General features: G+C 69.0%; 19 protein-coding genes and 1 pseudogene. 11 read left to right on the forward strand and 9 right to left on the reverse strand.

Annotated features, from left to right (window positions below):
* Nucleotides 1-54: 54 nt before the first annotated feature.
* The 4 genes from QWI33_RS05400 to QWI33_RS05415 all read right to left on the reverse strand — a co-directional run bounded on the left by QWI33_RS05400 (nt 55) and on the right by QWI33_RS05415 (nt 5714).
* Nucleotides 55-2328 carry a heavy metal translocating P-type ATPase gene (locus tag QWI33_RS05400; protein WP_289955695.1) on the reverse strand — a complete coding sequence of 758 codons (2274 nt, stop codon included), beginning with the start codon at nt 2326-2328 and terminating at the stop codon, nt 55-57.
* The gene (locus QWI33_RS05405) at nt 2325-4316 is read right to left on the reverse strand and encodes a cytochrome c oxidase assembly protein (RefSeq protein ID WP_270112600.1); all 1992 of its coding nucleotides are present in this window, start codon (nt 4314-4316) and stop codon (nt 2325-2327) included. Before QWI33_RS05405 ends, QWI33_RS05400 begins: the two co-directional genes overlap by 4 nt.
* Before the next feature lie 196 nt (nt 4317-4512).
* Nucleotides 4513-5319: a M48 family metalloprotease gene (locus QWI33_RS05410; RefSeq protein WP_270112599.1), complete on the reverse strand. Its 807-nt coding sequence runs from the start codon at nt 5317-5319 to the stop codon at nt 4513-4515.
* A 5-nt stretch (nt 5320-5324) separates the two neighbouring features.
* The gene (locus QWI33_RS05415; protein ID WP_270112598.1) at nt 5325-5714 is read right to left on the reverse strand and encodes a BlaI/MecI/CopY family transcriptional regulator; all 390 of its coding nucleotides are present in this window, start codon (nt 5712-5714) and stop codon (nt 5325-5327) included.
* Between the two features lie 62 nt (nt 5715-5776).
* Here QWI33_RS05415 and QWI33_RS05420 point away from each other — a divergent pair, with 62 nt between their 5' ends.
* The 4 genes from QWI33_RS05420 to QWI33_RS05435 all read left to right on the forward strand — a co-directional run bounded on the left by QWI33_RS05420 (nt 5777) and on the right by QWI33_RS05435 (nt 11687).
* Nucleotides 5777-6370 (forward strand): hypothetical protein, encoded by a 594-nt coding sequence (locus tag QWI33_RS05420; RefSeq protein ID WP_289955698.1) that lies wholly within the window; start codon nt 5777-5779, stop codon nt 6368-6370.
* 206 nt (nt 6371-6576) lie between these two features.
* Nucleotides 6577-7371 carry a metal ABC transporter substrate-binding protein gene (locus tag QWI33_RS05425; RefSeq protein ID WP_270112596.1) on the forward strand — a complete coding sequence of 265 codons (795 nt, stop codon included), beginning with the start codon at nt 6577-6579 and terminating at the stop codon, nt 7369-7371.
* 92 nt (nt 7372-7463) lie between these two features.
* A complete protein-coding gene (locus QWI33_RS05430) occupies nt 7464-8204 on the forward strand; it encodes a DsbA family protein (RefSeq protein WP_270112595.1) in 741 nt (246 codons plus the stop codon).
* A gap of 492 nt (nt 8205-8696) precedes the next feature.
* On the forward strand, nt 8697-11687 hold the full coding sequence (locus tag QWI33_RS05435; protein ID WP_270112594.1) for a S8 family serine peptidase: 2991 nt from the start codon (nt 8697-8699) through the stop codon (nt 11685-11687).
* 137 nt (nt 11688-11824) lie between these two features.
* On the opposite strand, the gene QWI33_RS05440 is transcribed toward QWI33_RS05435, so the two are convergent.
* Nucleotides 11825-12658, reverse strand: coding sequence for an SDR family oxidoreductase (locus QWI33_RS05440; RefSeq protein WP_270112592.1), 834 nt, complete (start codon nt 12656-12658; stop codon nt 11825-11827).
* A 64-nt stretch (nt 12659-12722) separates the two neighbouring features.
* On the opposite strand from QWI33_RS05440, the gene QWI33_RS05445 reads away from it, so the two are divergent.
* On the forward strand, nt 12723-13127 hold the full coding sequence (locus tag QWI33_RS05445) for a winged helix-turn-helix transcriptional regulator (RefSeq protein WP_270112591.1): 405 nt from the start codon (nt 12723-12725) through the stop codon (nt 13125-13127).
* Between the two features lie 165 nt (nt 13128-13292).
* Here QWI33_RS05445 and QWI33_RS05450 read toward each other — a convergent pair whose 3' ends face one another.
* Nucleotides 13293-15800 (reverse strand): excinuclease ABC subunit UvrA, encoded by a 2508-nt coding sequence (locus QWI33_RS05450; RefSeq protein ID WP_270112589.1) that lies wholly within the window; start codon nt 15798-15800, stop codon nt 13293-13295.
* Between the two features lie 69 nt (nt 15801-15869).
* Nucleotides 15870-16274, reverse strand: coding sequence for a nuclear transport factor 2 family protein (locus QWI33_RS05455; protein WP_270112588.1), 405 nt, complete (start codon nt 16272-16274; stop codon nt 15870-15872).
* A 95-nt stretch (nt 16275-16369) separates the two neighbouring features.
* On the opposite strand from QWI33_RS05455, the gene QWI33_RS05460 reads away from it, so the two are divergent.
* Together QWI33_RS05460 and QWI33_RS05465 are read left to right on the forward strand one after the other, a co-directional pair.
* Nucleotides 16370-16738, forward strand: coding sequence for a winged helix-turn-helix transcriptional regulator (locus tag QWI33_RS05460; protein WP_270112587.1), 369 nt, complete (start codon nt 16370-16372; stop codon nt 16736-16738).
* 231 nt (nt 16739-16969) lie between these two features.
* Nucleotides 16970-18178, forward strand: a complete 1209-nt coding sequence (locus QWI33_RS05465) for an alpha-L-fucosidase (RefSeq protein WP_270112586.1) — start codon at nt 16970-16972, stop codon at nt 18176-18178.
* Between the two features lie 167 nt (nt 18179-18345).
* On the opposite strand, the gene QWI33_RS05470 is transcribed toward QWI33_RS05465, so the two are convergent.
* The gene (locus QWI33_RS05470) at nt 18346-18966 is read right to left on the reverse strand and encodes a TetR/AcrR family transcriptional regulator (RefSeq protein ID WP_270112585.1); all 621 of its coding nucleotides are present in this window, start codon (nt 18964-18966) and stop codon (nt 18346-18348) included.
* A gap of 67 nt (nt 18967-19033) precedes the next feature.
* Here QWI33_RS05470 and QWI33_RS05475 point away from each other — a divergent pair, with 67 nt between their 5' ends.
* Together QWI33_RS05475 and QWI33_RS05480 are read left to right on the forward strand one after the other, a co-directional pair.
* Nucleotides 19034-19858 carry an SDR family oxidoreductase gene (locus QWI33_RS05475; RefSeq protein WP_289955705.1) on the forward strand — a complete coding sequence of 275 codons (825 nt, stop codon included), beginning with the start codon at nt 19034-19036 and terminating at the stop codon, nt 19856-19858.
* A gap of 15 nt (nt 19859-19873) precedes the next feature.
* Nucleotides 19874-20803, forward strand: coding sequence for an alpha/beta hydrolase (locus QWI33_RS05480; RefSeq protein ID WP_270112583.1), 930 nt, complete (start codon nt 19874-19876; stop codon nt 20801-20803).
* Between the two features lie 18 nt (nt 20804-20821).
* On the opposite strand, the gene QWI33_RS05485 is transcribed toward QWI33_RS05480, so the two are convergent.
* Nucleotides 20822-21292, reverse strand: coding sequence for a MarR family transcriptional regulator (locus tag QWI33_RS05485; protein ID WP_270112582.1), 471 nt, complete (start codon nt 21290-21292; stop codon nt 20822-20824).
* A gap of 143 nt (nt 21293-21435) precedes the next feature.
* Here QWI33_RS05485 and QWI33_RS05495 point away from each other — a divergent pair.
* Together QWI33_RS05495 and QWI33_RS05500 are read left to right on the forward strand one after the other, a co-directional pair.
* Nucleotides 21436-23244 (forward strand): annotated as a pseudogene (locus tag QWI33_RS05495) (flavin-containing monooxygenase).
* Nucleotides 23241-23483 carry a hypothetical protein gene (locus tag QWI33_RS05500; RefSeq protein WP_270112579.1) on the forward strand — a complete coding sequence of 81 codons (243 nt, stop codon included), beginning with the start codon at nt 23241-23243 and terminating at the stop codon, nt 23481-23483. The pseudogene QWI33_RS05495 and the gene QWI33_RS05500 overlap by 4 nt, the downstream one beginning before the upstream one ends.
* Nucleotides 23484-23551 lie beyond the last annotated feature (68 nt).

The raw sequence follows: 23551 nt of genomic DNA on the forward strand, positions 1-23551 counted from the left end.
CTACAGTTTGTAGAATAACAATCTCGCGGGCCGCCTGAACCGACGGGCCACACCTCAGCTTCCGGCCCGGTACTCGATGCTTCGCCGTCCACTGGCGGAGAATCGGCGCAGCCGCAGGCTGTTGTGGACCACGAACATCGACGACAGCGACATCGCGGCGGCGGCGATGAGCGGGTTGAGCAGGCCGAGCGCGGCGATGGGGATGGCGGCGACGTTGTATCCGAAGGCCCACACCAGGTTTCCCTTGATGATGCGGAGGATCCGACGGGAGAGCCGGATGGCGTCGGGCACCGCGGACAGGTCGTCGCGGACCAGGATGATGTCGGCGGACTGGAGCGCGATGTCGGTGCCCGAGGAGAGCGCCAGCCCGAGGTCGGCTTGGGCCAGCGCCGCCGCGTCGTTGACGCCGTCGCCGACCATGGCGACCTTGCATCCCTCTTCCTGAAGCGTCGCAACGGCAGCGGCCTTGTCAGCGGGCAGGATCCCCGCGAGGACCTCGGCGATGTCGAGACGGTCGGCGACCGCGCGGCCCGCGGCGGGGCCGTCGCCGGTGAGCAGTATCGTGCGCAGCCCGAGCGCCTGCAATTGCGCCACAGCCTCGGCGGCGGAGTCCTTGATGGAGTCGGCCAGCCCGAACACGGCTTCGAGCCGACCAGCCACGGCGACCATCATGAGCGTTTCGCCGTCCGATCCGACGCGGTCGGCGGCCTTCCGGGCGGCAGTGGTGATCTCGACGCCTCGGTCATGCAAAAGAGACTCGTTGCCGACGAGGACCTCACGGCCGTCCACGACGCCGTGGGCCCCGAGGCCCGGCATCAGCGCGAAATCCTCGACCTCGCCGATCGCCAGGCCGGACGCTGCCGCACGCTCGACCACGGCTCGGGCGACCGCGTGCGAAGCGGGCCGCTCGACCGCCGCCGCGAACGCGAGCACCCTTGGCTCGCTGAGGGATCCGACCATCGCGACGGTGCGGACGGTCATCCGGCCGTCGGTCAGCGTGCCGGTCTTGTCGAGCACGACCGTGTCGATGTGGCCCGAGGCCTCCAATGCGTCCTGGCCCTTCATGAGGATGCCGAGCTGGGCGCCGCGGCCGATGCCGACCATGAGGGCGGTGGGCGTGGCGAGGCCGAGCGCGCACGGGCATGCGATGATGAGCACCGCGATCGCTGCGCTCACTGCCTCACCGCCGACACCGCCGGCGAAGACCCACGCGAGTCCGGTCACGAGGGCGATCGCGATGACCGCGGGCACGAACACCGCCACCACGCGGTCGGCAAGGCGCTGCACGCGGGCCTTGCGCTCCTGCGCCCGCTCGGCGATCGCGGCCATCCGCGACAGCTGCGTGGCCGCTCTCGTGGCACCGACCTCGACGGTGATCATGCCGTCGGTGCTGACGGTCGCCCCGATCACCGCGTCCCCAATGGAGGCTTCGCGCGGGACCGGTTCGCCTGTCATGGCGCTCGTGTCGATCGCGGACCGGCCCGCGACCACCCTGCCGTCGGTGGGGATCGCCTCACCGGCGAACACCTGGACGCGGTCCCCGATCTGCAGCTCGGCGGTCGGCACGATCAGCTCCTCGCCGTCGCGCAGCAGCCGTGCCGTGGGACTTTCGAGGGCCCGCAGCGCTTCCAGTACGTCGGCGGCGCGGCGCCGGGCCTTCGCCTCGAAGTAGCGGCCGGCGAGCTGGAACGTGGTCATTCCGGCGGCCACGTCGAGGTAGATCGCGTGCGCGCCACCGGGTGCCACGCCGAACCCGAGCCATCGCCCGCCGTCGTAGCCGCCCCAGAGGATCGAGGCCACCGCCCAGCCGAACGCGACGGCGATGCCGAGCGAGACGAGGGTGTCCATGGTGACCGCGCCGTGGCGCAGGTTGTTCCACGTCGCCCGGTGGAAGGGTGCGGCGGCCCAGGTCACGATCGGCACCGCCAGGAGTACGCACGCCCACTCCCAGCCTGGGAAGCGCAGGCCGGGGACTAGGGCGAGGACGATCGTGGCGTCCATGAGCGGCACGGTCAGGAGCGCCGCTACCGTCAATCGCCGCCGCAGTGAGCTGATTCGGTCGAAGGCCACGGTGCGGGAACGCCCCTGGTCTGCGCCGACGGGCTGCGCGCGGTATCCGGCGCGTTCGACGGCGGCGACGGCCTGCGTTGCGTCCGCGACGCCCGTGATCGTGGCGCGCTCGGCGGCGAAGTTCACCGTCGCCGTGACACCGGGGAGGCGGTTGAGCGCCTTCTCCACTCGGCCCGCGCAGGCCGCGCAGGTCATGCCTTCGATGTCGAGGTCGAATGAAGTCGCCGTCCGCTCGGGGGCGGTTTCTGTGACGGTCATCTGGATCGCGTCTCCTGCGGGCCCGGCGCGCCGGGACGCTCGGAGAGCGCCTTCAACATGCGGTTGTACGCTTCGAACTCGTCGTCCAGGCCGGTGTCGTAGTGCCGGTCCTTGCGAAGCGCCTCCCGCTCGTCGCTGCGGGCCCATTGCAGCGACAGCGCGATGATGAGGATGAGCAGTGGGATCTCGGCCCCTGCCCAGGCGATGCCGCCGCCGGCGCGCTGGGAGGCGGGCAGGTCGGTCGCCCAGGGCTGGTCGAGGTAGCGGTAGAAGGTCTCGGCGATGACAGTGGACATCGACATCAGGACCACGCCGAAGAACGCGTGGAACGGCATCGAGGCGAACACGAAGCCGAGGCGGCCGATGTGCGGCAGCTGGCGCGGCCCGCGGTCGACGCCGACCGCGAGGCTGTAGAACAGGTAGCCGGTGACCAGGAAGTGCACGTTCATGAGCTGGTGCGCCCAGTGGAACCGGATCGCGATCCCGAACAGCTCCGTCAGGTACAGCCCGTAATAGGAGCTGATGAAGAGCACGAACACCAGCACCGGGTGGTACGCCACCGCTCCCGGTCGCCAGCGCATGAGTTCGCCGGTCCACTCGTACACCCCGACGGGTTCGCCGCGGCCCGCGGGCCGGGCCGCTTTGAGCACCAGCGTCACGACCCCGCCGAGCGCCATGAGCATCGGCGCGAGCATGTTCAGTCCCATGTGCATGACCATGTGGATAGCGAAGTCGGCACCGGCGTACTTGCCGACGCCTGAACTCGTGGCGAACACGACCGTGGCCCAGCCGAGCATCCAGGCGATGCCGCGACCGACCGGCCACCGCTCGCCGGATCTGGCGATGCGGATCCATGCGGCGCCGTAGCCGACGATCGCCGCTCCGGCGATGACGGTGAACAGCAGGTTCGGCCGCCAGGCGGTCAGCAGCGTTCCAAGGTCGGGCGCATCGGGCAAGGTGTAGCCCAAGAAGACCTCGATCAGTTCGGTCGGCACGAAGTATTGCGGCGGCGGAATGCGGCCCATCGAGCCGTGGGCGGCGGCGGTGACGGCTCCGGTGAGGGCGATGACCGCGAAGAGCTGGCCGGACCAGGCCTCGGGCCTACGCGACAGGGCCACAACCACTGCGACGGTGACCGCGAGGCTCGCGATCGCAAGGAGGCTCCAGCGCCCGGTCGGATTCGACAATGGAGCTAGGCCCGCCATCCTGAACCGCAGCAGGACGACCGCCGACAGCGCCAGCAGCGGCAGTGCGGCGGCGCCGACCAGAGCGAACCGGCGCACTGCGGGAACCGGCGGCGGCGACCCATTCGCGGCTCGCAGCGCCAGCACGGTCGCCGCGCCGAAGAGCACGGCCTCGGCTACGGCTTGGACCGTCCCGGCGTCGCCGCCGTGATCGTGTCCGGGCCCGACCAGGATGTCGCCCACCACGACCGGAGCGAGGATCGCGAGCACGGCGAGCGCGAGCGGCCCAAGGAGATGCCGCCACAGGAACGCTCGGCGCAGTAGCAGGGCGGCGAGTCCCGCCGCCGCTGTCGAGATCATCCACGCCACCGGGAAGTCGGTGGAAGTCAACAGGAACGACAGCCCTGCGCGATCGCCCAGGGCAGAAAGCGGTTTACCGCCGGCGTCTGCCGCGGAGACCGGCACCATCGCTGCCGCGGAGACGGCCCACGCGACCACGGCCCTCCGGACGATCGACAGGTCGAGTCCATCATGGACGGCCTGAGGCCGGGTGCGTCGAGTCGGCAGCAGGAACATGACGACGCACAGGCCGCCCACGGTCAACCACGAGGCGAGCAACGCCACCGACTGGAGCACGGTGGCGGTGAACGCCGTGAACGACCCCGGGTAGCCGAGGCCGACCTGCGTGAAGCCCGAATCGCCGACGAGGGCCGTCGTCGCCAGTGGCGGTGCCAGCGCAACGGCGGCGACCGCGATGGGCAGCAACGCGATCCGCAATTGCGATCGAGTCGGATTCGAATCCACGGACTGCGCCTCTCGACGGGTGCGGTGAGAACAATCCTTAATCTATCGGATGTAGAACAAAGACAACTTGAGCCCACCTCCGAGTGACTTGGCGAACGGCTAGAACCCATCATCCAGGCCCCCGAATCGACAAGTGAGGCCTTCGGACCTCGAACCGGGTGCACCGATATTCCATTCGAGGTCGAATGACCGGTGGCTAGCGAGCCGCCTCCACATGCCGTGCCGCGTCCTGCCGCTGTTCCAATCGCATGGCACGCAAGAGCATCGACTCGTCGCCCTCGAGCGTCCCCAACGTGCGCAGCGCGCCCGCGACAGCGCCGCCGCACCGCCTCGCGGCCGCATCGTCCGCGACGAGTTCGACGAGCAGGGCGCTCGACCGCATCATCTCGGCGGCCGCACGCACGCGCGGCAGGCAGGCGGCGTTGACTTCGGCCAGGCGCAGTACCAGCCCGTGCCGCAGGTCGACGTGGGCCCGCTCGTGCTCGATGACCGCAGCGAGTTCAGCTCGCGACAGGGCACTCGCCGCCCCCGATGAGACCAGTACGTCCATGTCCAGGCCCTGCAGCGTGCACGCGAACGCCCGCTCGTACCGCAGGAATCCCACCGTGAGGTCACCGAACCGCTCGGTGCGGTAGCGCAGCCGGTGCACCAGTTCCGTCAGTTCGAGCCGGGTCTCCTGTTCCCGCAGCAGGATCGGACGGGCCCGCTCCGTAACGACGAACAGCGCCGCGCCGAGCGGACCGAAGCCGAGCCAGCACAGGGCGATGACCCCCAACAGTCCGAGCACCGAATCGGAGTCCCGGTGGGCGTCGAGGACCTGATCGAGCGCCGCGGCCACCGCTGCCGCCAGGCTCCCCGTCGCTGCGAACAGGCCGCTGAAGAACATCGCGAACCAAGCCGTCAGTGCCAGGCCCGGACGGTGCACGCGCCATCGGCCGCGACCGACCAGCAGCGGAGCGGCCGCCAAAGTCGCCAATGCGTAGGCGACGAGCGTCAGCGCCAAGGCGATCATCCGTTGCGGTCGGCCTTCGGAGCCTTGGGTATCAACGCGTCACGCAGCACCTCGATGTCCCCCGGATCGAGGCTGCCGGCGAACTTGAGCAGGGAGGCCCGGCGGTCGCTGGACTCGGTAAGCCGGTCGAGCATCGCCTTGCCCGTGTGCTCCGGGTCGGTCCTGGTGGCTCTGAACCGCATGTTCCGGGCCGCGGCGCCGACCTTCTCGACATCGCCCTTGAGACGCAGCCGATCGAGCGTGGTCAGCAGCGTCGTATAGGCCGGCTTGTCGCCCGGGAAGACCTCGAGGATCTCCTTGCCGCTGAGCGGCAGGTCATTCGCGCGCAGAATCGCGAGGATCTCGCGCTCGAGCTCTCCTTGCGCCCTGCTGCGTTTGCCGGCCATGAACCCTCCCTACGTTCGACAAGTGAGGTTACCCGTGCCGCACGGTCCGATCGAGGACAGCGGTGTCGGATCCGGATCGCCGCTTGCCGCGGGAGCCATGCGAGAATCACTCGGTGCATATCGGTCAACCGCTGATCCGAGGGCTTCGCGCCCTGGTGTTCGCGGTGGCCTGCGTGACCGTCACGGCCGCCTTGCACTTCATCGCCAGCGGGTCGCTAATCTGCTTCGAGACCTTCGCCATCGCCGTCGCGGTGCTGACGCCGCTTGCGTACTGCCTCGGCGGCAGACAGCGCGGCATGGGTGTGCTCACGGCCGCGAGCGCGTTCGCACAATCGGGTCTGCACCTGTGGTTCACCGCCTCCCCCGAACACGCGCATCACGTGCTGCCCGGCCCGGGAATGTTCCTTGCGCACGCGCTCGCGATGTGCGTCACGGCCCTGTGGCTGGCCCGCGGCGACGCCGCGCTGGCGGCATTCCTCGACCTGCTCATCCTCGCTTTCGGACCGGGCCTGTGGCTGCGTCTGCTCAAGGCCGAGGGTCCGGTCCTGCCACCGCGCCGGCTTACGCACGTTCTTGAAGGCGTGCGCCCGCATCTGACGCTCCTCGCCGCAGCCGTACCGCGACGCGGCCCGCCGACAGCGGTCTTCTCCCAGTAACCCGTTCACCGACGGAGGCACTCGCCCCGTCGAGTTTCCGCGCTGCGGATGAACGGTGACGTCCTCGCCCGTCCCTCGGTCGTGTCGCGCGCTACGCGCTGACTCTGCCCGGGAGCGACGACGTTTCAGTGCTGCCTGCGGTCCGGTTCGCTCCAGCGACGCGGCTGCCTCGGCGGTCCCATGAACCTGCTCGAGGAAAAGATCCAATGAGAACCTTTACGCTGCTCGCCTCCTTGATGGCGATGCCGCTCACCCTGTCCGCATGTTCGGGCGAAGAAGGAACCGACCCGCCGAGGGTGGTCGTCACGACCGCCTGGGAAGGGATGTACGCGGCTGCCGCAGGCGCCGTCGATATCACCGTGATCGTCCCGCCCGGAACACCGAACCCACCCGTCTTTGAACCCTCACCCGAGCAGCTGGCGACCGCGACTGGAGCCGACTTCCTGCTCTACAGCCAGGCCGAGCGGTTTGCGCAGCAAGCCCGCGACGCCGCCGGCAGCGAGGCCGACGCGATCACGATCAAGACCGACAACACTGCTGCGAACGTGATCGCCGAAGTCACACGGCTCGGTGCGCTCTTCGGCACCACCGATACCGCGCTCGCCTGGGTCGAGGAGTTCGAGGCGGCCGTCGCCGGATTCCAATCAGAAATCGACTCGCAGATCGGCGCCGACGAGCCTGTCGTCGTGGCCCAGTTCCACACCACCTGGCTCGCCTCCATGATCTCCAGCAGGATCGCGACCTTCGGACCCGAGACACCGACCGAGAGGACACTCGGGCTGCTCGCAGCGCTCGAACCGTCGATCGTGCTCAACGAATCCGGCACGACCACGGCACCGGTGCTCCCCGACTCGTCGGCACCACAAGTCGCCGTCCTCAACCATCCCGACGAAGGGCTCGATCTCATCGCGCTGTACCGGCAGAACATCGACTTCGTGCTGGGCGCATTGCGCGGCCCGGCGTCGGCCGATATTGATGGCGCCCAAGGCGACAGCCGCTGACAGGTCGGTTCTCCAGGCATCGATCACGACAAGTCTCGAACTCTTCCCTCGGCACGAATGCGGTCAGCCGCATTGAAAGGAACAACTCAGCAATGGCACCTTCATCACGAAAGCACGCCGCCGCAGCACTCCGCGAACAGCAGGAAGCCCAGGCGCGCCGCAAGCGCATCGTCTTCGGCACCGCGATCGGCGCGTCCGTCCTCCTCATCGGCGGCCTGCTCGGCCTCGGCATCTGGATGAACCGCGAAGTCGACTACGAGGTCAACGAACCGGCCGCCGCGACCACCGACACCTACGCCGTCACGATCGGCGACGGACCGGTCCAGATCGACCTCTACATCGACTACATGTGCCCGGCCTGCAAGCAGTTCGAGGACACCTACGCCGCCGATCTGCAGCGCTGGGTCGACGAGGGATCAGTGACGATCAACTACCACCCCATCGCCATCCTCAACCGCATGAGCCAGGGGACCGAGTACTCGACCCGGGCGGGCGCCGCAGCGGTCTGCGCCGCTGACACCGGCCCGCAGGCATATCTCGACTACACGCTGGCGCTGTACGCCGCCCAGCCCGCCGAGAACACCCGGGGGCTCGACGACGACGAACTGAAGCGCATCGGGACCGAGACCGGGCTCGATGCCGAGTGGGAGGCGTGCGTCGACGACGAGACCTACCGCGGCTGGATCGATGAGGGCACCACCTCGGCGTCCACAGAGCAGGGCGTGACCGGCACCCCGACGGCGATGGTCGGCGGCCAACTCGTCGACTCCGCGACCTTCGCCGAATCGGTGGAGGCGGCGATCACCGGAGCGAGCTTATTCGCGATCCATTAGAGAGCAAATCGATGCCAACGGAGGCAACAGAAGTCAGCAGCTGACCCACTAGATGCGCGATGCCCGTACGGACTCGAGAAGACCGGCGCGCGGCGGTATCCGGCGTGCCCGCTGTCAGCCGATTCGTCAAGATATTGGCTACTTGTCGGTAATAAAGCGATTTAGCGTGATCTGCATCATTTCAAATTGACATTCACTCTCGTCTCAGTTGAAGCTTCTAGTACTTCCGTTGGACTGATTTCAAGACGCCCGCAACCGATCGTCGCGGGCCGGGCGCGGCCGTGGTTGGGTCGGCCGCGCCCCCACTCCGTATCACGAGTCCCCCTTCCTTCCCCTGATTCCGCCGTCGCGGGCACGCCTGTTCACGAGAACAGGCACCGGCGCGGCGAACCCTCACCTCTGCTCGAAAGGAAATCCCCAGTGATACTCAAGCGATCTTGGCGGGCCGCCGGTCGTCGACGACGCCTCATAGCAGCGTTCGGCGTTACGGCCGTGGCCGCCACAAGCCTCACCGTCTTCGCCTATACCGCCACCGCAGACCCGGCGCTCTCCACCTCCCCGACCTCCTTCAAGGACGGTCGCTACATCGTCCAGTTCGTCGACGAGCCGGTCGCCGTGTACGACGGCGGCGTGGCCGGGCTCGAGGCCACCACTCCGGACGACGGCGAACGCATCGCCTTCGATTCGGATGCGGTGCAGGACTATCGCGCGCATCTCGAGGACGCCCGCGACGAGATCCTCGCCGACGTGCCCGGCGTCGAACCGGCAGTCGAGTACGACACGGCCTTCAACGGCTTCGCCGCTGAGCTGACCGCCGAGGAGGCAGCCGAACTCGCGGGCGACGAGCGGGTCGCCGCGATCGTCCCCGACGGGCTCTCGAAGCCCCAGTTGGACACCTCGAGCGAGTTCCTCGGACTGTCCGGTGAGGACGGCTCCTGGGAGAGCGAGTTCGGCGGCGGCGAGCGCGCCGGGGAAGGCGTCGTCATCGGCATCGTCGACGGCGGCTTCACCCCCGAGAACCCGATGTTCGCGCCGCTGCCCGAGCCGCGCCCCGACCAGGACGTCATCGACGCCAAGTGGAAGGGCGAATGCGAGGAGGGCGAGGACACGCCTGAGAACAACGTCGTCTGCAGCAACAAGGTGATCGGCGCCCGCTGGTTCGACTCCCAGGGCCACAGCGACGTCGCCGGCTACAAGTCGCCGCGCGAGGAGTACAACCACGGCACCCACGTGGCCACCACGGCCGCCGGGAACCTCGACACCGAGGCCGTCATCGAAGGCGCCCCCGTCGGCCTGGCCTCGGGCATGGCCCCCGCGGCGCGGCTCGCGATCTACAAGGTCTGCTGGATCGCCATCGACGGCTTCTGCCCGAACTCCGACATCGTGGCCGCGATCGACGCGGCCGTGAGCGACGGGGTGGACGTCATCAACATGTCGCTCGGCGACGCGGGGGACACCATCGTCGACCCGATCTCGATGGCGTCCTTCGCCGCCGCCGAAGCGGGCGTCTTCATCGCCAATTCGGCGGGCAACTCCGGCGAGGCCGGCGCGAGCACCGTCGGGCACAACTCGCCGTGGGTCACATCCGTCGCCGCCGGCTCCCACTCCCGCACCTTCGCGGCGGAGCTGACCCTCGGCGACGGCCAGACATTCCCCTACGCCGCCAGTGCCCCGAGGTTCACCGAGACCGAGGCGGATCTGGTGCTGGCCCAAGAGATCGCCGTCGAGGGAGCGGATCCGGTCGAGGCGCGGTTGTGCGCGCCGGGCACATTGGACGCGGCCAAGGTCGCCGGCCGGGCGGTCGCCTGCGCCCGCGGCACGTACCTCTTCGTCGAGAAGGCTGAGGTCGTGGCCGACGCGGGAGGCGCGTTCGCCCTGGTCTACACCGACGATGCCGCCCAGGTCGACGACCTCGAGACCGGCTGGGACACCCCGCTGTGGACGGTGCGCACGACGCTGGCCGCCGGCGACGCCATCGAGGCCTACGCCGCAGGCAATGACGCCGCGACCATGACCGCCCACGCTTTCGAGGCGGTCACCCAGACCGCGCCGGTCTCGGCCGACTTTTCATCCCAGGGCCCGGCCATCGTCGGCGGCGGCGACCTGCTCAAGCCCGACATCACCGCGCCCGGCGACGAGATCCTCGCCGGGTACCTGCCCACCTCGACCCCGGACGGCGGCAACTTCGGCATCATGGGCGGCACCTCCATGGCCAGCCCCCACATCGCCGGCCTGGCGGCGCTCATCAAGAGCGCCAACCCCGACTGGTCCCCGATGGCGATCAAGTCGGCGATCATGACCACCGCGTACCAGACGGACACCGAGGGCGAACCGATCGGGCGCGAGGGCACCGATGCCGCGGCCACTCCGTTCCAGATCGGTGCGGGACACGTCGACGGCCAGTCCATGTTCGACCCCGGCCTGGTCTACGACTCCGACGCGACCGACTGGATCCTCTACGGCTGCGCCATCGGCCAGTTCCAGGAGGTGGCCCCCGCCGACACCTGCGAGAGTGCCGAAGCCGAGCACGGCGCGGTCGACCCGAGCGATCTGAACTACCCGTCGATCGCCGTCGGCGACCTGACCGGGGAACAGAAGATCGCCCGCACGGTCACCAACGTCGACGACGCGATCGGGGTCTACTACCCGACCGTCGAAGTCCCGCCGGGCTTTAAGGTCAAAGTGGACAGCAAACTTCTAGTGGTGCCGCCGGGCGCGACCGCGACGTACTCGGTCACCGTCACCCGGACCGACGCCGCCACCGCCGAATGGTCGTTCGGAGCGCTGACGTGGAGCGACTTGCAGGGGCATGAGGTCCGCAGCCCGATCACCGTGCGCGCGGTGGACATCGCCGTCCCGAGCGAGATCACCGGTGAAGGCGCTGACGGCTCGGCCGAGCTCGACGTGAAGGCCGGCATCGACGGCACGATCGACCTCGCCCCCTCCGGCCTGGTCGCCTCGGAGACCCGAACGCTCGCCCTGTCCAATCCGGACCGCTCGGCGTTCCCGATGGACGAACCGGTCGAGCGCGACCAGACCGAGTCGTTCGAACTCACCGTCCCGGACGACGCCGCGATGGGGAGCGTCGCGACGTTCGACGCCGACCAAGGGTCGGAGGTCGATCTCGACCTCTATGTCTACGAGAAACTGGACGACGGGTCGCTCGAACTGTTCGGTACTCCGCAACTGTCGGGCTCGGACGAGCACGTCGACTTGGAGGCCGGCCGGACGTACATGATCTTCGTCGACCTGTGGGACGCCCCGACCAGCGCCGTCGAGGCCCTGGTCCACACCTGGGTCGTTCCGGAGTCCGCCGCGGGGAACCTGACCGTGGCACCGGAGTCGCTGGAGGCTGAGGCCGGCGGCCGCCACACCGTCACCGCCATCTGGCAGGGCCTGGACGCGAACCGGCGCTACCTCGGCACGATCGACTACCTCGTGGAAGGAGCGCTCCTCGGGCGCACGATCGTGGCCGTGAACTGACCCCGCACGGCCCTGCCTCCGGTGCGCTTCCGCGGAAGCGCACCGGAGGCAGGGTCGCACTGAAACCGCAGAACGAAGGCGTGGACCGGAGATTCCCCGAGGGAATGTCCGGTCCACGCCTTTGCGCATCGCGCCGATCAGGCCTGGTGCAGCCCGAGGTCGATGAGCCACTGGTGCGTCGTACGCGGGGTGAGGCCTAGGAGCTGCTGCGCGGAGCGCTCGGCGCCGATCGCGTTGTCGGGCAGGGCGACGATCTGCTCGTAGCCGTTCTGGACCACTGCGGCGGCGTCGGCGCCCATGAACGGTACGAGCCGCACGGCGAAGTCGACCGGCGTCTGGGGCTCGTAGACCACGTCGCGGCCGTATGCGGTGGCAAAGGCCTCGGCCAGGTCCTTCCCGGTGACGGCGGGAGACTGGCCGACCTCGACCGTTCCGGTGACGTTGCGCTGCTCAAACAGCGCGACGGCGGCGTCGGCGATGTCCAGGTGCGAGCCCCACGAGGAGGCGAAGTCGGCCGGCAGCGGGTAACGGAGCACGCCGTCGGCGCGAACGCCCTCTTGTACGTGCGGGAGGAGCAGGTTCTCCAGGTAGTAGCGGGGTGCGATCACGGCGTACGACAGACTGCTCTCGGCCAATGCCGCGGCCATCGGGTCGGCATCGGCGGGGAATCCGCTGGTGGAGTAAACGACGCGCTCGGGGCGGGCTTCACGCAGCGCAGTGATGATGTTGCCCGCGTAGGTCTCACGCGTTGCGGCATCGACCACCGGCAGGTGGACGAACACGCCCTCTGCGCCCCGGTAGGCGTCGGTGAGCTGCTGGATCGAGGCCAGGTCTACCGCGAGCGTCCGCGCGCAGACCACCTCCGCGTCCGCGCGGCGGGTGATCGCGGTGATCAGGACCCCCTTCGCGGCGAGGGCGGCGACGACGGGGCTTCCCTGGGCGCCGGTGGCGCCGTGCACTACATAAGTCATGACGCCATTAGTACAATCGATGCACCGGTTACATCAACTGCACTAATGGAGACTGGAGACGATTGTGGCCACCGACACCCCCGTCGAGGACATCGTGACCGCGCTGCCCGAATGCGGGGTCGCGCGCTTCCTCACACTGCTCGAAGGACCGTGGGCCACGCTCATCGTCCGCGAACTCCTGCACGGTCCGCAACGCTTCACCGAACTGCGCGCGGCGCTCCCGCGCATCAGCCCGCACACGCTGACCCGGCGGCTGCGCCAGTTCGAGAACTACGGGATCGTCACGCGCACTTCGTATCCCGAGATCCCCCCGCACGTGGAGTACCGGCTCACCGAGCTTGGCGAGGGACTGCGCACCGTCCTCGACGCCATGGGCACCTGGGCGATGTCGATCCCCGAGCCCGCCCAACCCGACGACACGTCCTGGTACTGCGACAACGGCGGACGCCTGAAACCCACCAAAGACTGACTCCTCTCACTGAGAGGCTCGACCTCGACCTCGACCTCGACCTCGGCATGGCGTCACGACTCGCGCAGCGCCGTTCGCTTCGCGCCCGGTGAGCGTCAGCGTCAGGCCGAGGAGTACTTCGGTCGCCCATGCGACCAGTCGACCCGTCCACTGCGGCATGTCGTCTCACCTGCCGTATTCGAGTTGGCGGTCGAGGTATCGGCCGGTGGTGCTGCGAGGATCGGCGCGGAGGTCGTCAGGGGTGCCGGTGGCGACGATCGTGCCGCCGTCGGCGCCGCCGCCGGGTCCCATGTCGACGACGTAGTCGGCGTTGGCGATGATGTCGAGGTCGTGTTCGATCACGATGACGGTGGCGCCGTTGTCGACCAGGCGCTGGAGGACCCCGAGGAGGGTGCGGACGTCGAGCGGGTGCAGGCCGATCGACGGCTCGTCGAAGACGAACAGGGTCTCCCTCTGGTCGCGGCCGAGTTCGGAGGCGAGCTTGAGGCGCTGGGCCTCGCCGCCGGAGAGCGCGGGCGTCGCCTCACCGAGGGTGAGGTAGCCCAGGCCGAGGTCGACCAGTGTCTGGAGCTTGGCTCGGACCCGGCGCAGGTCGCCGACCCGCTCGAGCGCCTGCGTCGCGGTCAGGGTGAGCAGCCGCGGCAGGGTGAGCCCGTCGCGTTCGTACCGGTCGGCGGCGGGCGCGTAGCGCGAGCCTTGGCATGCGGGGCAGACGATGTCGACGTCGGGCAGGAACTGCACGTCGAGCGAGACCTCCCCGGTGCCTTCGCAGCGCGGGCATCGCAGCGAGCCGGTGTTGTAGGAGAAGTCGCCCGCGCCGAGGCCGTCGGCCGTCGCGTCGGGTGTGGCCGCCCAGGTTCGGCGCAGCTCGTCGAGGATGCCGCTGTAGGTAGCCACTGTGGACCGCACGTTGGCGCCGACCGGGCTGCTGTCGACGGCGTCGACGCGCTTGATCGGACCGGCATCGACGCTTGAGACGTGATCGGGGAGAGGGGATCCGGCGATTTGTGCGTTGAGGCCCGGGATGAGGCTCTCGAGGACGAGCGTGGTCTTGCCCGATCCGGAGACGCCGGTGACGGCGACCAGTCGCCCCGCGGGGAGGTCGAGGTCGAGGGCGTGCACGGTGTGCAGCGGACGCGTCGACAAGCGGAGGCGTCCGGTGCCGAACATGGACTCGCTGCTCGCCCGCGAACGGGCCACAACGGATGCGTGCCCGGCGAGGAAGGGGCCGATGAGGGAGTCGGGGTCGGTGATGAGCTGCTGTGCGTCGCCGGCGGCCAGGACCTGGCCGCCTTGGCTGCCCGAGCCGGGGCCGATCTCAATGAACCAGTCGGCTTCGCGCAGGATCTGGACGTCGTGGTCGACCAGGACCACGGAGTTGCCGTCGGCCAGCAGGTCGCGCATGACCGCGAGCAGGCCGTCCACATTCGAGGGATGCAGCCCGATCGACGGCTCGTCGAGGACGTAGAGCACGCCGGTGGTCTCGTTGCGCACCGCGCGGGTCAGCTGGACCCGCTGCCGCTCCCCCGTCGACAGCGTGGCGCTGGTCCGGTCGAGGCTGAGGTAGGACAGACCAAGGCCGGTGAGCCGTTCGGCGATCACCAGGAGCTGGGCGCTGACTTCGCGGCCCATCCGCTGCATATCGGGCGGCAGGGAGTCGACGACCTTCGGCACCCATGCGGTGAGCTCGCCGAGGGTCTTCGCCGTCGCCTCAGCCAGATTCAGACCATCCACAGTGGTTGACCTGGCGTGCTCACTCAGCCGGGTGCCGCCGCAGTCCGGACAGGTCTGGACGCTCAGGAACCGGTTGACCCGGGCCAGGCCCTTCTCGCTGGCGGCGTTGCCGACCGCCTCCTCGACCGCGCGCCGGGCGTTGCGATACGTGAAGTTGAGGTCGAACAGCTTGCCGCTCTTGGAGGGGACGCGGATCTGCCGCTTGACCTCGGGGCCGTGCATCACCGTCTCCCGCTCGGCGGCGTCCAGTTCCGCGTACGGCACATCGGTGCGCACTCCGAGCTCGGCCGCGACCTGCGGCATGACCGCCAGGCCGAACATCGACCAGGGCGCGACCGCGCCCTCGTCGATGGTCTTCGAAGCATCAGGGACGAGCGCGGCCTCGTCGACCTCGCGCACCACGCCGGTGCCCTCGCAGCGCGGGCACGCGCCGTCGGAGTTGAACGCGAACGTCTCGGCCCCGGGCGGATAGAACACCGCACCGCACACCGGGCACGTCAGGTCCATGTTGAGCGCGACGTCGATCGTCGGCTCCTGCCGGTGGCCGTTGGGGCACAAGTGCGCGCCCAGCCGCGAGTACATGAGCCGCAGGTAGTTGAGCAGCTCGGTCGAGGTGCCGAACGTGCTGCGCACCGACGGAACGCCGGGGCGCTGGCGCAGTGCCAGCGCGGCCGGGACGTGCTGGACGCCGTCGACGTCGGCCCGCGGCGCCTGCGCGAGCCGCCTGCGCGTGTAGGTCGACAGCGCCTCGAGGTACCGGCGCGACCCTTCGGCATAGAGCACGCCGAGCGCGAGTGAGGACTTGCCCGAGCCGGAGACCCCGGCGATCGCGACGAGCTTGCGGAGCGGGACCTCGACGTCGATGTTGCGCAGGTTGTGGACTCGCGCGCCGCGGACCTGAATCCTCACGGGCGGGTCACTCGCGTCGACCTCGGCCATGTCATCACTTCCCTTCCTCCGCCGCACGGGGGAAGCGCGGGCGGGGTCGACAGTTGCCTCAGGGTTCGGTCAGTCCTTGCCCCAGAATGCGTCTTCGGCGTCCTGGTCGGCAGAGAACAGCCACATCTCGGCGATCTTGCCGCCTTCGACGCGAAGGACGTCAATGCCGTCCATCGACATCGACGCGCCTTCGCGCTCGGCGGAGAAGTGCACCGGGAACGCGGCCAGATCACCGTTGATCATTGGACCGCCGGTGAACTCGAGCTTGAACGTGCCGGTTGTGAGGGCCATCTGGCCGCCGATCATCTCGCCCACGGCTGCGGGGCCATCCTTGAGGCCGGCGAAGCGATGGCCGCCGGGCTGGTGCCACTTGATGTCGGCCGCGAACAGGCCCGTGGCGGTGGGGATGTCGCCGGCGGACATGGCCTCGTAGTAGGTCTGGGCCACCTTCGCGGTGTTGGCGGATTCGCTCATCGGTTCACTCCTCGGTTTGCGTTGTTGCTGGTTCCGGTCTATAGTCACTTCTGGAAACCGGTCACCTCAACGTAACCATTGGAGTTTTGTGACGCATGTCATACGAGCCTGATTGGAACGTGCTGACGCAGACCTGTCCCTCGCGGACTTCGCTGGCGAGGATCGCCAACAAGTGGACCGCCATGATCGTGATCGTGCTCGGCAAGGGGCGCACGCGGTTCCGCGATCTTCGCGCCGCCGTCGAGGGAATCAGTGGGAAGGTCCTCACCGAGACCCTGCGCGACCTCGAACGCGACGGCCTCGTCACCCGGCACGTCTTCGCCGAGGTCCCGCCCCGCGTCGAATACGAGCTGACCGGCCTGGGCCGCACCCTGCACGGCCCCCTCGCCGCGATCGGCCAGTGGGCCGAGGCCCACACCGCCGAGGTCCTCGAGAACCGCGAGCGCTACGACCAGGAGCGCTGACTCGCTACTCCAGGCGTGACCATCGCGGATGAGCGACGGTGAAAACCGACCACTACTCGGTGAGTTCGGCCCTTCCCGTGACCGTCCCCCGCTCCTAGGCTCGACGGGTGGCGGCCCGAGGCCGTCGATCGAACCATCGCCGTGGTCATCGCCACCGGAGACCAGCGCCAGTACGCGAACGCTGCTCACCGTCGGCGTCGCCGGCGTGACACCCCGAAAGGACCGTTGACCATGACCGGAACGCACCGCGAGAACCTTCCCGACTGGGCGCGGGAGGCGAGCTTCGGCATCTTCATCCACTGGGGACCGTACTCGGTGCCCGCGTGGGCCGAGCCGATCGGCGCGCTGGGCACGGTCCCGGACGAGCAGTGGTTCGCGCACAACCCCTACGCGGAGTGGTACGCGAACACCATCCGCATCGAAGGGTCGCCGGCGGCGCGGCACCACGCCGAGGTCTACGGGTCGGCGCCCTACGAGGACTTCCTCGACCAGTGGAAAGCCGAGGCCTACGACCCCGCCGAATGGGCGCGGCTCTTCCGCAGGCTGGGCGCGGACTACGTCGTGCCCGTCACGAAGCACCACGACGGCGTGACGTTGTGGGACGCACCCGGCAGCGAAGGATTCAACACCGTCGACCGTGGCCCGAAACGCGACCTGATCGGCCCGCTCGCCGCGGCGGTGCGCGCGGAGGGGATGCGCTTCGGCGTCTACTACTCCGGGGGTCTCGACTGGTCGGTCGCCGACCATCCGCCGATCGAGATCGTCGACCACTTGTACACGTATCGGCCCGTCGACGCCGAGTACGCCGCCACGGCCACCGCTCACGTGCGCGACCTGATCGACCGCTACGAGCCGTCGGTGCTCTGGAACGACATCGAATGGCCCGACGCTGGGAAGGCGGACGGCTCGCTCGCCGAGCTGATGGCGCATCACCTCAGCACAGTCCCCGACGGCATCGTGAACGACCGCTGGGGCGCCGACGTCTGGGACTACCGCACGAGCGAGTACTCCGCGGGAACGGACCACGAGGCGGGCACCGGTTGGGAGAACAACCGCGGGCTCGGATACTCCTTCGGCTACAACCGGATCGAGGACCAAACGCTCACCTTGAGCCCGCGTGAACTCGCGCAGCACTACGCGGACGTGGTCTCCCGTGGCGGGCGGCTCCTGCTCAACGTCGGACCGGACGCCTCCGGCCGCATCCCCGACGTCCAGTTGCGGACGCTCAAAGGCGTGGCCGCATGGATGACCAAGGTCAAGCCGTACACCGCCGACCGCCGGTTCCCCGGCGAGGACGAAGTTACGGTGTCCGCCGAGCCGGATAACTGGTGCCGCACTTGGGCGAGCGGCGGCCGGCTCGTAGTAGTCGCCGACCGGCCTGAGGCTGTTCAGGTCATCGCGCCCGGCTACGAGATCGTGCACATCGCCCTTCCCGAGTGAACGCTGAAGCGAGTTGAACGAGAGGTCGGCGGGAAGGTTGACACCGTTTCCGCCGATTTTCGGGCGCGGGGTCGGCCACGCGCAGTCGTGACGGGCGCGGCCTAGCCTACGGAAGCCGTCGGCAGCGTCCCTCGGGCGGCGCGGGGATTTCGGGCACGCAGCGCCGCTCACGGTTCCGGGCTCGTGCCACTGGGCTCGGTTCTCGGGATCATGCCCAGCAGCAGCAGGTCGAGGAATCCGGTGGCCTCGGTGTCGACGACCGCTGAAGGCGGGATCATCGCGCGGTAGAGCAGGGTCCCCGAGATGGCGTCGGCGGCGGCGTCGAGGTCGAGGTCGGCCCGGAACCGGCCCTGGTCGACGCCCGCTCGCAGCAGCTCAAGCAGCTGGTCCCGACTGGGGCCGGTGAAGCGCTCGTAGAGTTTCTCGGCGTCGGTGCCGCCATCGGTCGCGGCGGCGGCCAGGCCCCGAATCACCGCGACCTCCGCAGGCTCGCCGAGCTGCCGGAAGAACTGGCCGAGCCAACTGCCGAGGTCCGCGGCCGCGTCCCCGGTCTGCGGCGGGGCCTCCGCGCGGATCCCAAGATGGCCGGCCATGACCGCCTCGGCGACGATCGCCGCTTTCGAGGGCCAGCGCCGGTAGACGGTCTGCTTGCCCACCCCGGCCCTCGCGGCGATCGCTTCGATCGTCATCCGCTCGTAGCCTTCGGCGGTCATCAGGTCCCGCGCCGCTTCCAGGATCGCCGTGTCGACTTGGGCGTTGCGGGGTCGTCCGCGTTGTTTGGCATCCACGTCGATGAGTGTAGTGTCAATATTTATAATACGGCACGTCTCGTATATTTAATGAGAGGGCACGCTCATGAGCAGGGAAGTCCTGGCCGTCATCGGCACCGGCGGCATGGGCCGCGCCATCGCCCGCCGCAGCGGGAGCGGGCGGAAGGTCCTGCTCGCCGACTTCAACGAACCGGCACTGGCTGCAATCGCCGACGAGCTGCGCGGCGACGGCTACGACGTCATCGCCCGGGCCGCCGACGTGGGCGACCGGGACTCGGTGCTCGCCCTGGCCCAGACGGCGGCCGACCTCGGGCCCGTGGGCCGTATCGCCCACACGGCGGGCCTGTCGCCGGCGCAAGCGCCGAGCGAGGCGATCCTGCGAGTCGACCTGCTCGGCACCGCCCACGTGCTCGAAGCGTTCGGCCAGGTCGTCGCGCCCGGCGGCGCCGCGGTGGTCGTCGCCAGCATGGCCGGTCACATGGCGGGCGGTCTGGACGCGGAGAGCGAGCGGACACTGGCGGCGACGCCGACTCAGGACCTTTTGGACCTGCCGTTCCTCGTGCCCTTCGCGGCCGGTGACCCCGGCCCGGCCTACAGCATCGCCAAGCGCGCCAACCTGCTCCGCGTGCAGTCCGCCGCGGTGGCTTCATGGGGCGAGCGGGGTGCCCGCGTCAACTCGATCAGCCCCGGCGTCATCTCCACCCCGATGGGGCGGCAGGAACTCGACGGCGAGAGCGGGGACCAGATGCGGGCGATGATCGCCATGTCCGGCACCGGGCGCCTCGGCACCCCCGACGACATCGCGGCGGCCGCGGCATTCCTGCTCGGCCCCGACGCCGACTTCATCACCGGCACCGACCTGCTCGTCGACGGCGGCGTCGTCGCCGCCGTCCGCGGCATGCGCGCCTAGTTCAAGGGGATCCCGATGTCCAAGCACGCCTTTCATCCCGACCTTCGCCTGCCGCGGTTCCTGCCGCGATCCATTCCGCTTGGCCTGGCCCGCCGGCTCAGCGGCCTCGTCAAGCCGCGGCCGCCACGCGGCGGGGAACTCGTCCGGATCGACGCCGACGTCTCCGTGCGGATCTTCCGGCCGCCGAACGCCGTCGGAGCGGAACCGGCGCTGCTGTGGATCCACGCCGGCGGCTACGTCCTGGGCGGTGCGACGCTCTCAGACGACTGGTGCCGCCAGGTCACCGGTCGACTCGGCGTCATCGCCGCAGCGGTCGAATACCGACTGGCACCGAAGTACCCGTTCCCGACGGCGTTGGAGGACTGCTACGCCGCATTGCAGTGGCTGGCAGCGGAATCCGATGTGGATGCCGACCGGATCGCGATCGGCGGCGAGAGCGCCGGCGGTGGCCTGGCCGCCGCGCTCGCCTTGCTCGCCAAAGAACGTGGAACGATCCGGCCGGTCCTGCAGGTGCTGTCCTACCCGATGCTCGACGACCGGACCGCGCAGCGCACCGACATCGATCCCTCGTCCCTGCGTATGTGGAGCCAGAAGAACAACCGCTGGGCCTGGAACGCCTACCTCGGCGCCCACGCGGCCACGCCACCGCAACTCGCCGCACCCGCCCGATACGGAGACCTCACCGGTGTCGCTCCGGCATGGATGGGCGTGGGCACCAATGACCTCTTCCACGACGAGGACCTCGCCTACGCCGAACGGTCGCGCCAAGCAGGCGTCCCGTGCGAACTCGAGGTCGTCCCGGGCGCCTACCACGGCTTCGACCTCGGTGAACGCGACGCCGCCGTTTCAGTCGCCTACAAGGAATCCCAGATGACCGCCTTGGAACGAGCGCTAAGCACAGGGCGGCCCGACGACAAACGCCGAGAGCGGATCGGTCGGAACTAGGGGATGCTCAAACACCCCTTAGAGCCGTGGCGCTCCGGTGCGTGTTCGGAGCGCTTGCAGTTCCCGGTTGACCGCCCGCATGCCGATTTCCAGGGCGCGCAGTTCTTCCAGGGTGAGGCCATCAATGACGTCACCGCCCAGTTCGGGCCTGGCTCCGAGGATCTCTGCGATGACCGCTCGGCCGAGTCCGGTCGGTCGAAGGCGCCGGACGCGCTGGTCGCCGTCGTCCGAGGAGCGTTCGATGAGCTCCTGCTTGACGAGTCGGTCGACGAGCCTGGACATCGTGGGCACCGAAACCGCGAAGTCCTCGGCAAGACCGCTGGTCGTCGTCGCCTCGCTCACCACGACCGAGGAGAGCACCTTCAACTGCTGAATGGTGAGTTGCGTCTCCATCAGCGGCCCGATGATGCGCGGAATGGACCGCGCCGAGATCGCGACCGACAACGATTCGATGCTTTTGCGCACTTCACGCCTGTCCTCGTTCGTCACCCCTCCACCGTAGTCGCTCTCAGAACTCCGACTAGCCGATTTAGTTAGCTTCAAGCTAACCTCTTTGGGGGACGTATCAGGTCCAATGCCGTACCGGGTCCGAAACCATCCCAGCCCGAACACCCCGGGCAAAAGGAGACAGCATGGAAGAGTCCCAGTCGGCCCCGATCGATCTCGAGGCGATCCGCGAGCGGTACAAGCGCGAACGCGCCCGCCGCATCAGGCCCGACGGCGCCCGCCAATACCGCAGCGCCGCAGGCGAATTCGGCTACTACGCGAAGGACCCCTACACCCCCTTCACCGCCCGCGAGCCGAAGACCGACCGCGTCGACGTCCTTGTCATCGGCGCCGGGTTCGGCGGCCTGCTCACCGGCGCGTCGCTCCGCAAGGCCGGGATGGAGTCGATCCGGCTCATGGACGAGGCCGGGGACGTGGGCGGCACCTGGTACTGGAACCGGTACCCCGGCGTGCGCTGCGACGTCGAGTCGTACGTGTAAATGCCGCTGCTCGAGGAGACCGACACGATGCCGACCGAGCGATACGCCAAGGGCGAGAAGATCCGCCGCCAGGCCGTGCGCATCGCCGAGCACTACGACCTGTACCGCGACACCCTCTTCCAGACCCGATCCACCTCCCTGGCCTGGGACGAGGACCGGAACGAGTGGACCATCGCGACCGACCGCGGCGACCGCTTCGGCGCCCGGTACGTCATCACCTCGACCGGCACGCTCACCCAGCCCAAGCTCCCCGGCATCCCCGGGATCGAGGACTTCCGCGGCCACACCTTCCACACCAGCCGCTGGGACTACGGCTACACCGGCGGCACCGCCGACGGAAACCTGACCGGACTGACCGACAAGCGGGTCGCGGTCGTCGGCACCGGCGCGACCGGCCTCCAGGCCGTGCCGATCCTGGCCGAAAGCGCGGGCGAACTGCTCGTGTTCCAGCGGACCCCGTCCACAGTGGACGTCCGCGACAACCGCCTCACCGATCCCGCCTGGGCCGCCTCGCTGCAGCCGGGCTGGCAGCGCGAGCGAATGGAGAACTTCCTCGCCGTCCTCGCGGGCGAACTGCTCGTCACGGACGGGTGGACGGCAACCGTGGCGTTGCAGCGCAGCATCATCACCGGAGCCGTCGACGAGTCCCTCACCGAGGAGGAACGGGCGGTCCGCGACGAACTGGACGACGCCGCCACGATGAACCGCATCCGCGCCCGCGTCGAGGGGACCGTCGCCGACCCCGCCACCGCGGAGGCGTTCAAGCCCTGGTACCGGTACATGTGCAAACGCCCCGGGTTCTCCGACCACTACCTCCAGGCGTTCAACCGACCCAATGTCTCGCTCGTCGACACCAGTGCGGCCCAGGGCATCACCGCCATGACCGAGAACGCGATCGTCGTCGGCGACACGACCTACGAGGTCGACTGCGTCATCTTCGCCACCGGCTTCGACGCCGGCGTCTCCGGCGTCATGTCCGGCACCCTGCCGGTCACCGGCCGCGGGGGCCGGAGCCTCCTGGAGTCGTGGGCGGCGGGCCCGCGCACCCTGCACGGCTTCTACAGCCACGGGTTCCCGAACCTGTTCCACCTCGGCGCGCTCCAGAACGCCAACTCCGTCAACTACACCCACATCCTTCAAGAGCAGGCCGAGCACGTCGCGGCCGTCATCGCTCGCGCCGAACGCGAAGGGGCCGGACGAGTCGAGCCCACCGCCGAAGCCGAGGAGCGGTGGTTGCGCACGCTCCAGGAGACGGCGCACGACACCAGCGCCTTCCAGGCCGAATGCACGCCCGGCTACTACAACGGTGAAGGCACCCGTTCGATCACCGGCTTCTCGTACTCCCCCGGCCCCGTCGCGTTCCATCGGCTGCTGCGCGAATGGCGAGCAGGCGACATGAGCGAGGTCCTCGTCCATGCGCATGCGAGCACCCGGAAGGCGGAGGTGGCCTCATGAAGCGCCTCGCGATTGTCACCGCCCTGCTCATCCCCTTCGCCGCCACCGGATGCAACGCCGATCCCTCCGATGGGGAGGACTCCTCCTCCGAAGGGCCCTCTCGCCAGACCGCGGTCGAACTCGTGCAGGTCTCCGAACCGGGTGGCATGACCGGCGGTGCACTGCTCGAAGGCCCCGTCTTCGACGAGGAAGGACGGCTCTTCCTGGTCGACGTCCTGGCCCTGCCCGACGAGCCGTAGGTGCTCAGAGTCGACGTAGAGGCCCGGACCGTCGAGCCGGTCTACACCGATGAGACGAGCGGGTTCAC

Source organism: Glycomyces tritici, from assembly GCF_030403505.1.

Excerpts from the sequence above, each read along its gene's own strand:
- QWI33_RS05460 (WP_270112587.1), top strand. The coding sequence starts at position 16,370 with ATGTCATACGAGCCTGATTGGAACGTGCTGACGCAGACCTGTCCCTCG.
- QWI33_RS05440 (WP_270112592.1), bottom strand. The coding sequence starts at position 12,658 with ATGACTTATGTAGTGCACGGCGCCACCGGCGCCCAGGGAAGCCCCGTC.
- QWI33_RS05415 (WP_270112598.1), bottom strand. The coding sequence starts at position 5,714 with ATGGCCGGCAAACGCAGCAGGGCGCAAGGAGAGCTCGAGCGCGAGATC.
- QWI33_RS05455 (WP_270112588.1), bottom strand. The coding sequence starts at position 16,274 with ATGAGCGAATCCGCCAACACCGCGAAGGTGGCCCAGACCTACTACGAG.
- QWI33_RS05500 (WP_270112579.1), top strand. The coding sequence starts at position 23,241 with ATGAAGCGCCTCGCGATTGTCACCGCCCTGCTCATCCCCTTCGCCGCC.
- QWI33_RS05480 (WP_270112583.1), top strand. The coding sequence starts at position 19,874 with ATGTCCAAGCACGCCTTTCATCCCGACCTTCGCCTGCCGCGGTTCCTG.
- QWI33_RS05425 (WP_270112596.1), top strand. The coding sequence starts at position 6,577 with ATGAGAACCTTTACGCTGCTCGCCTCCTTGATGGCGATGCCGCTCACC.
- QWI33_RS05430 (WP_270112595.1), top strand. The coding sequence starts at position 7,464 with ATGGCACCTTCATCACGAAAGCACGCCGCCGCAGCACTCCGCGAACAG.
- QWI33_RS05475 (WP_289955705.1), top strand. The coding sequence starts at position 19,034 with ATGAGCAGGGAAGTCCTGGCCGTCATCGGCACCGGCGGCATGGGCCGC.
- QWI33_RS05400 (WP_289955695.1), bottom strand. The coding sequence starts at position 2,328 with ATGACCGTCACAGAAACCGCCCCCGAGCGGACGGCGACTTCATTCGAC.
- QWI33_RS05450 (WP_270112589.1), bottom strand. The coding sequence starts at position 15,800 with ATGGCCGAGGTCGACGCGAGTGACCCGCCCGTGAGGATTCAGGTCCGC.
- QWI33_RS05465 (WP_270112586.1), top strand. The coding sequence starts at position 16,970 with ATGACCGGAACGCACCGCGAGAACCTTCCCGACTGGGCGCGGGAGGCG.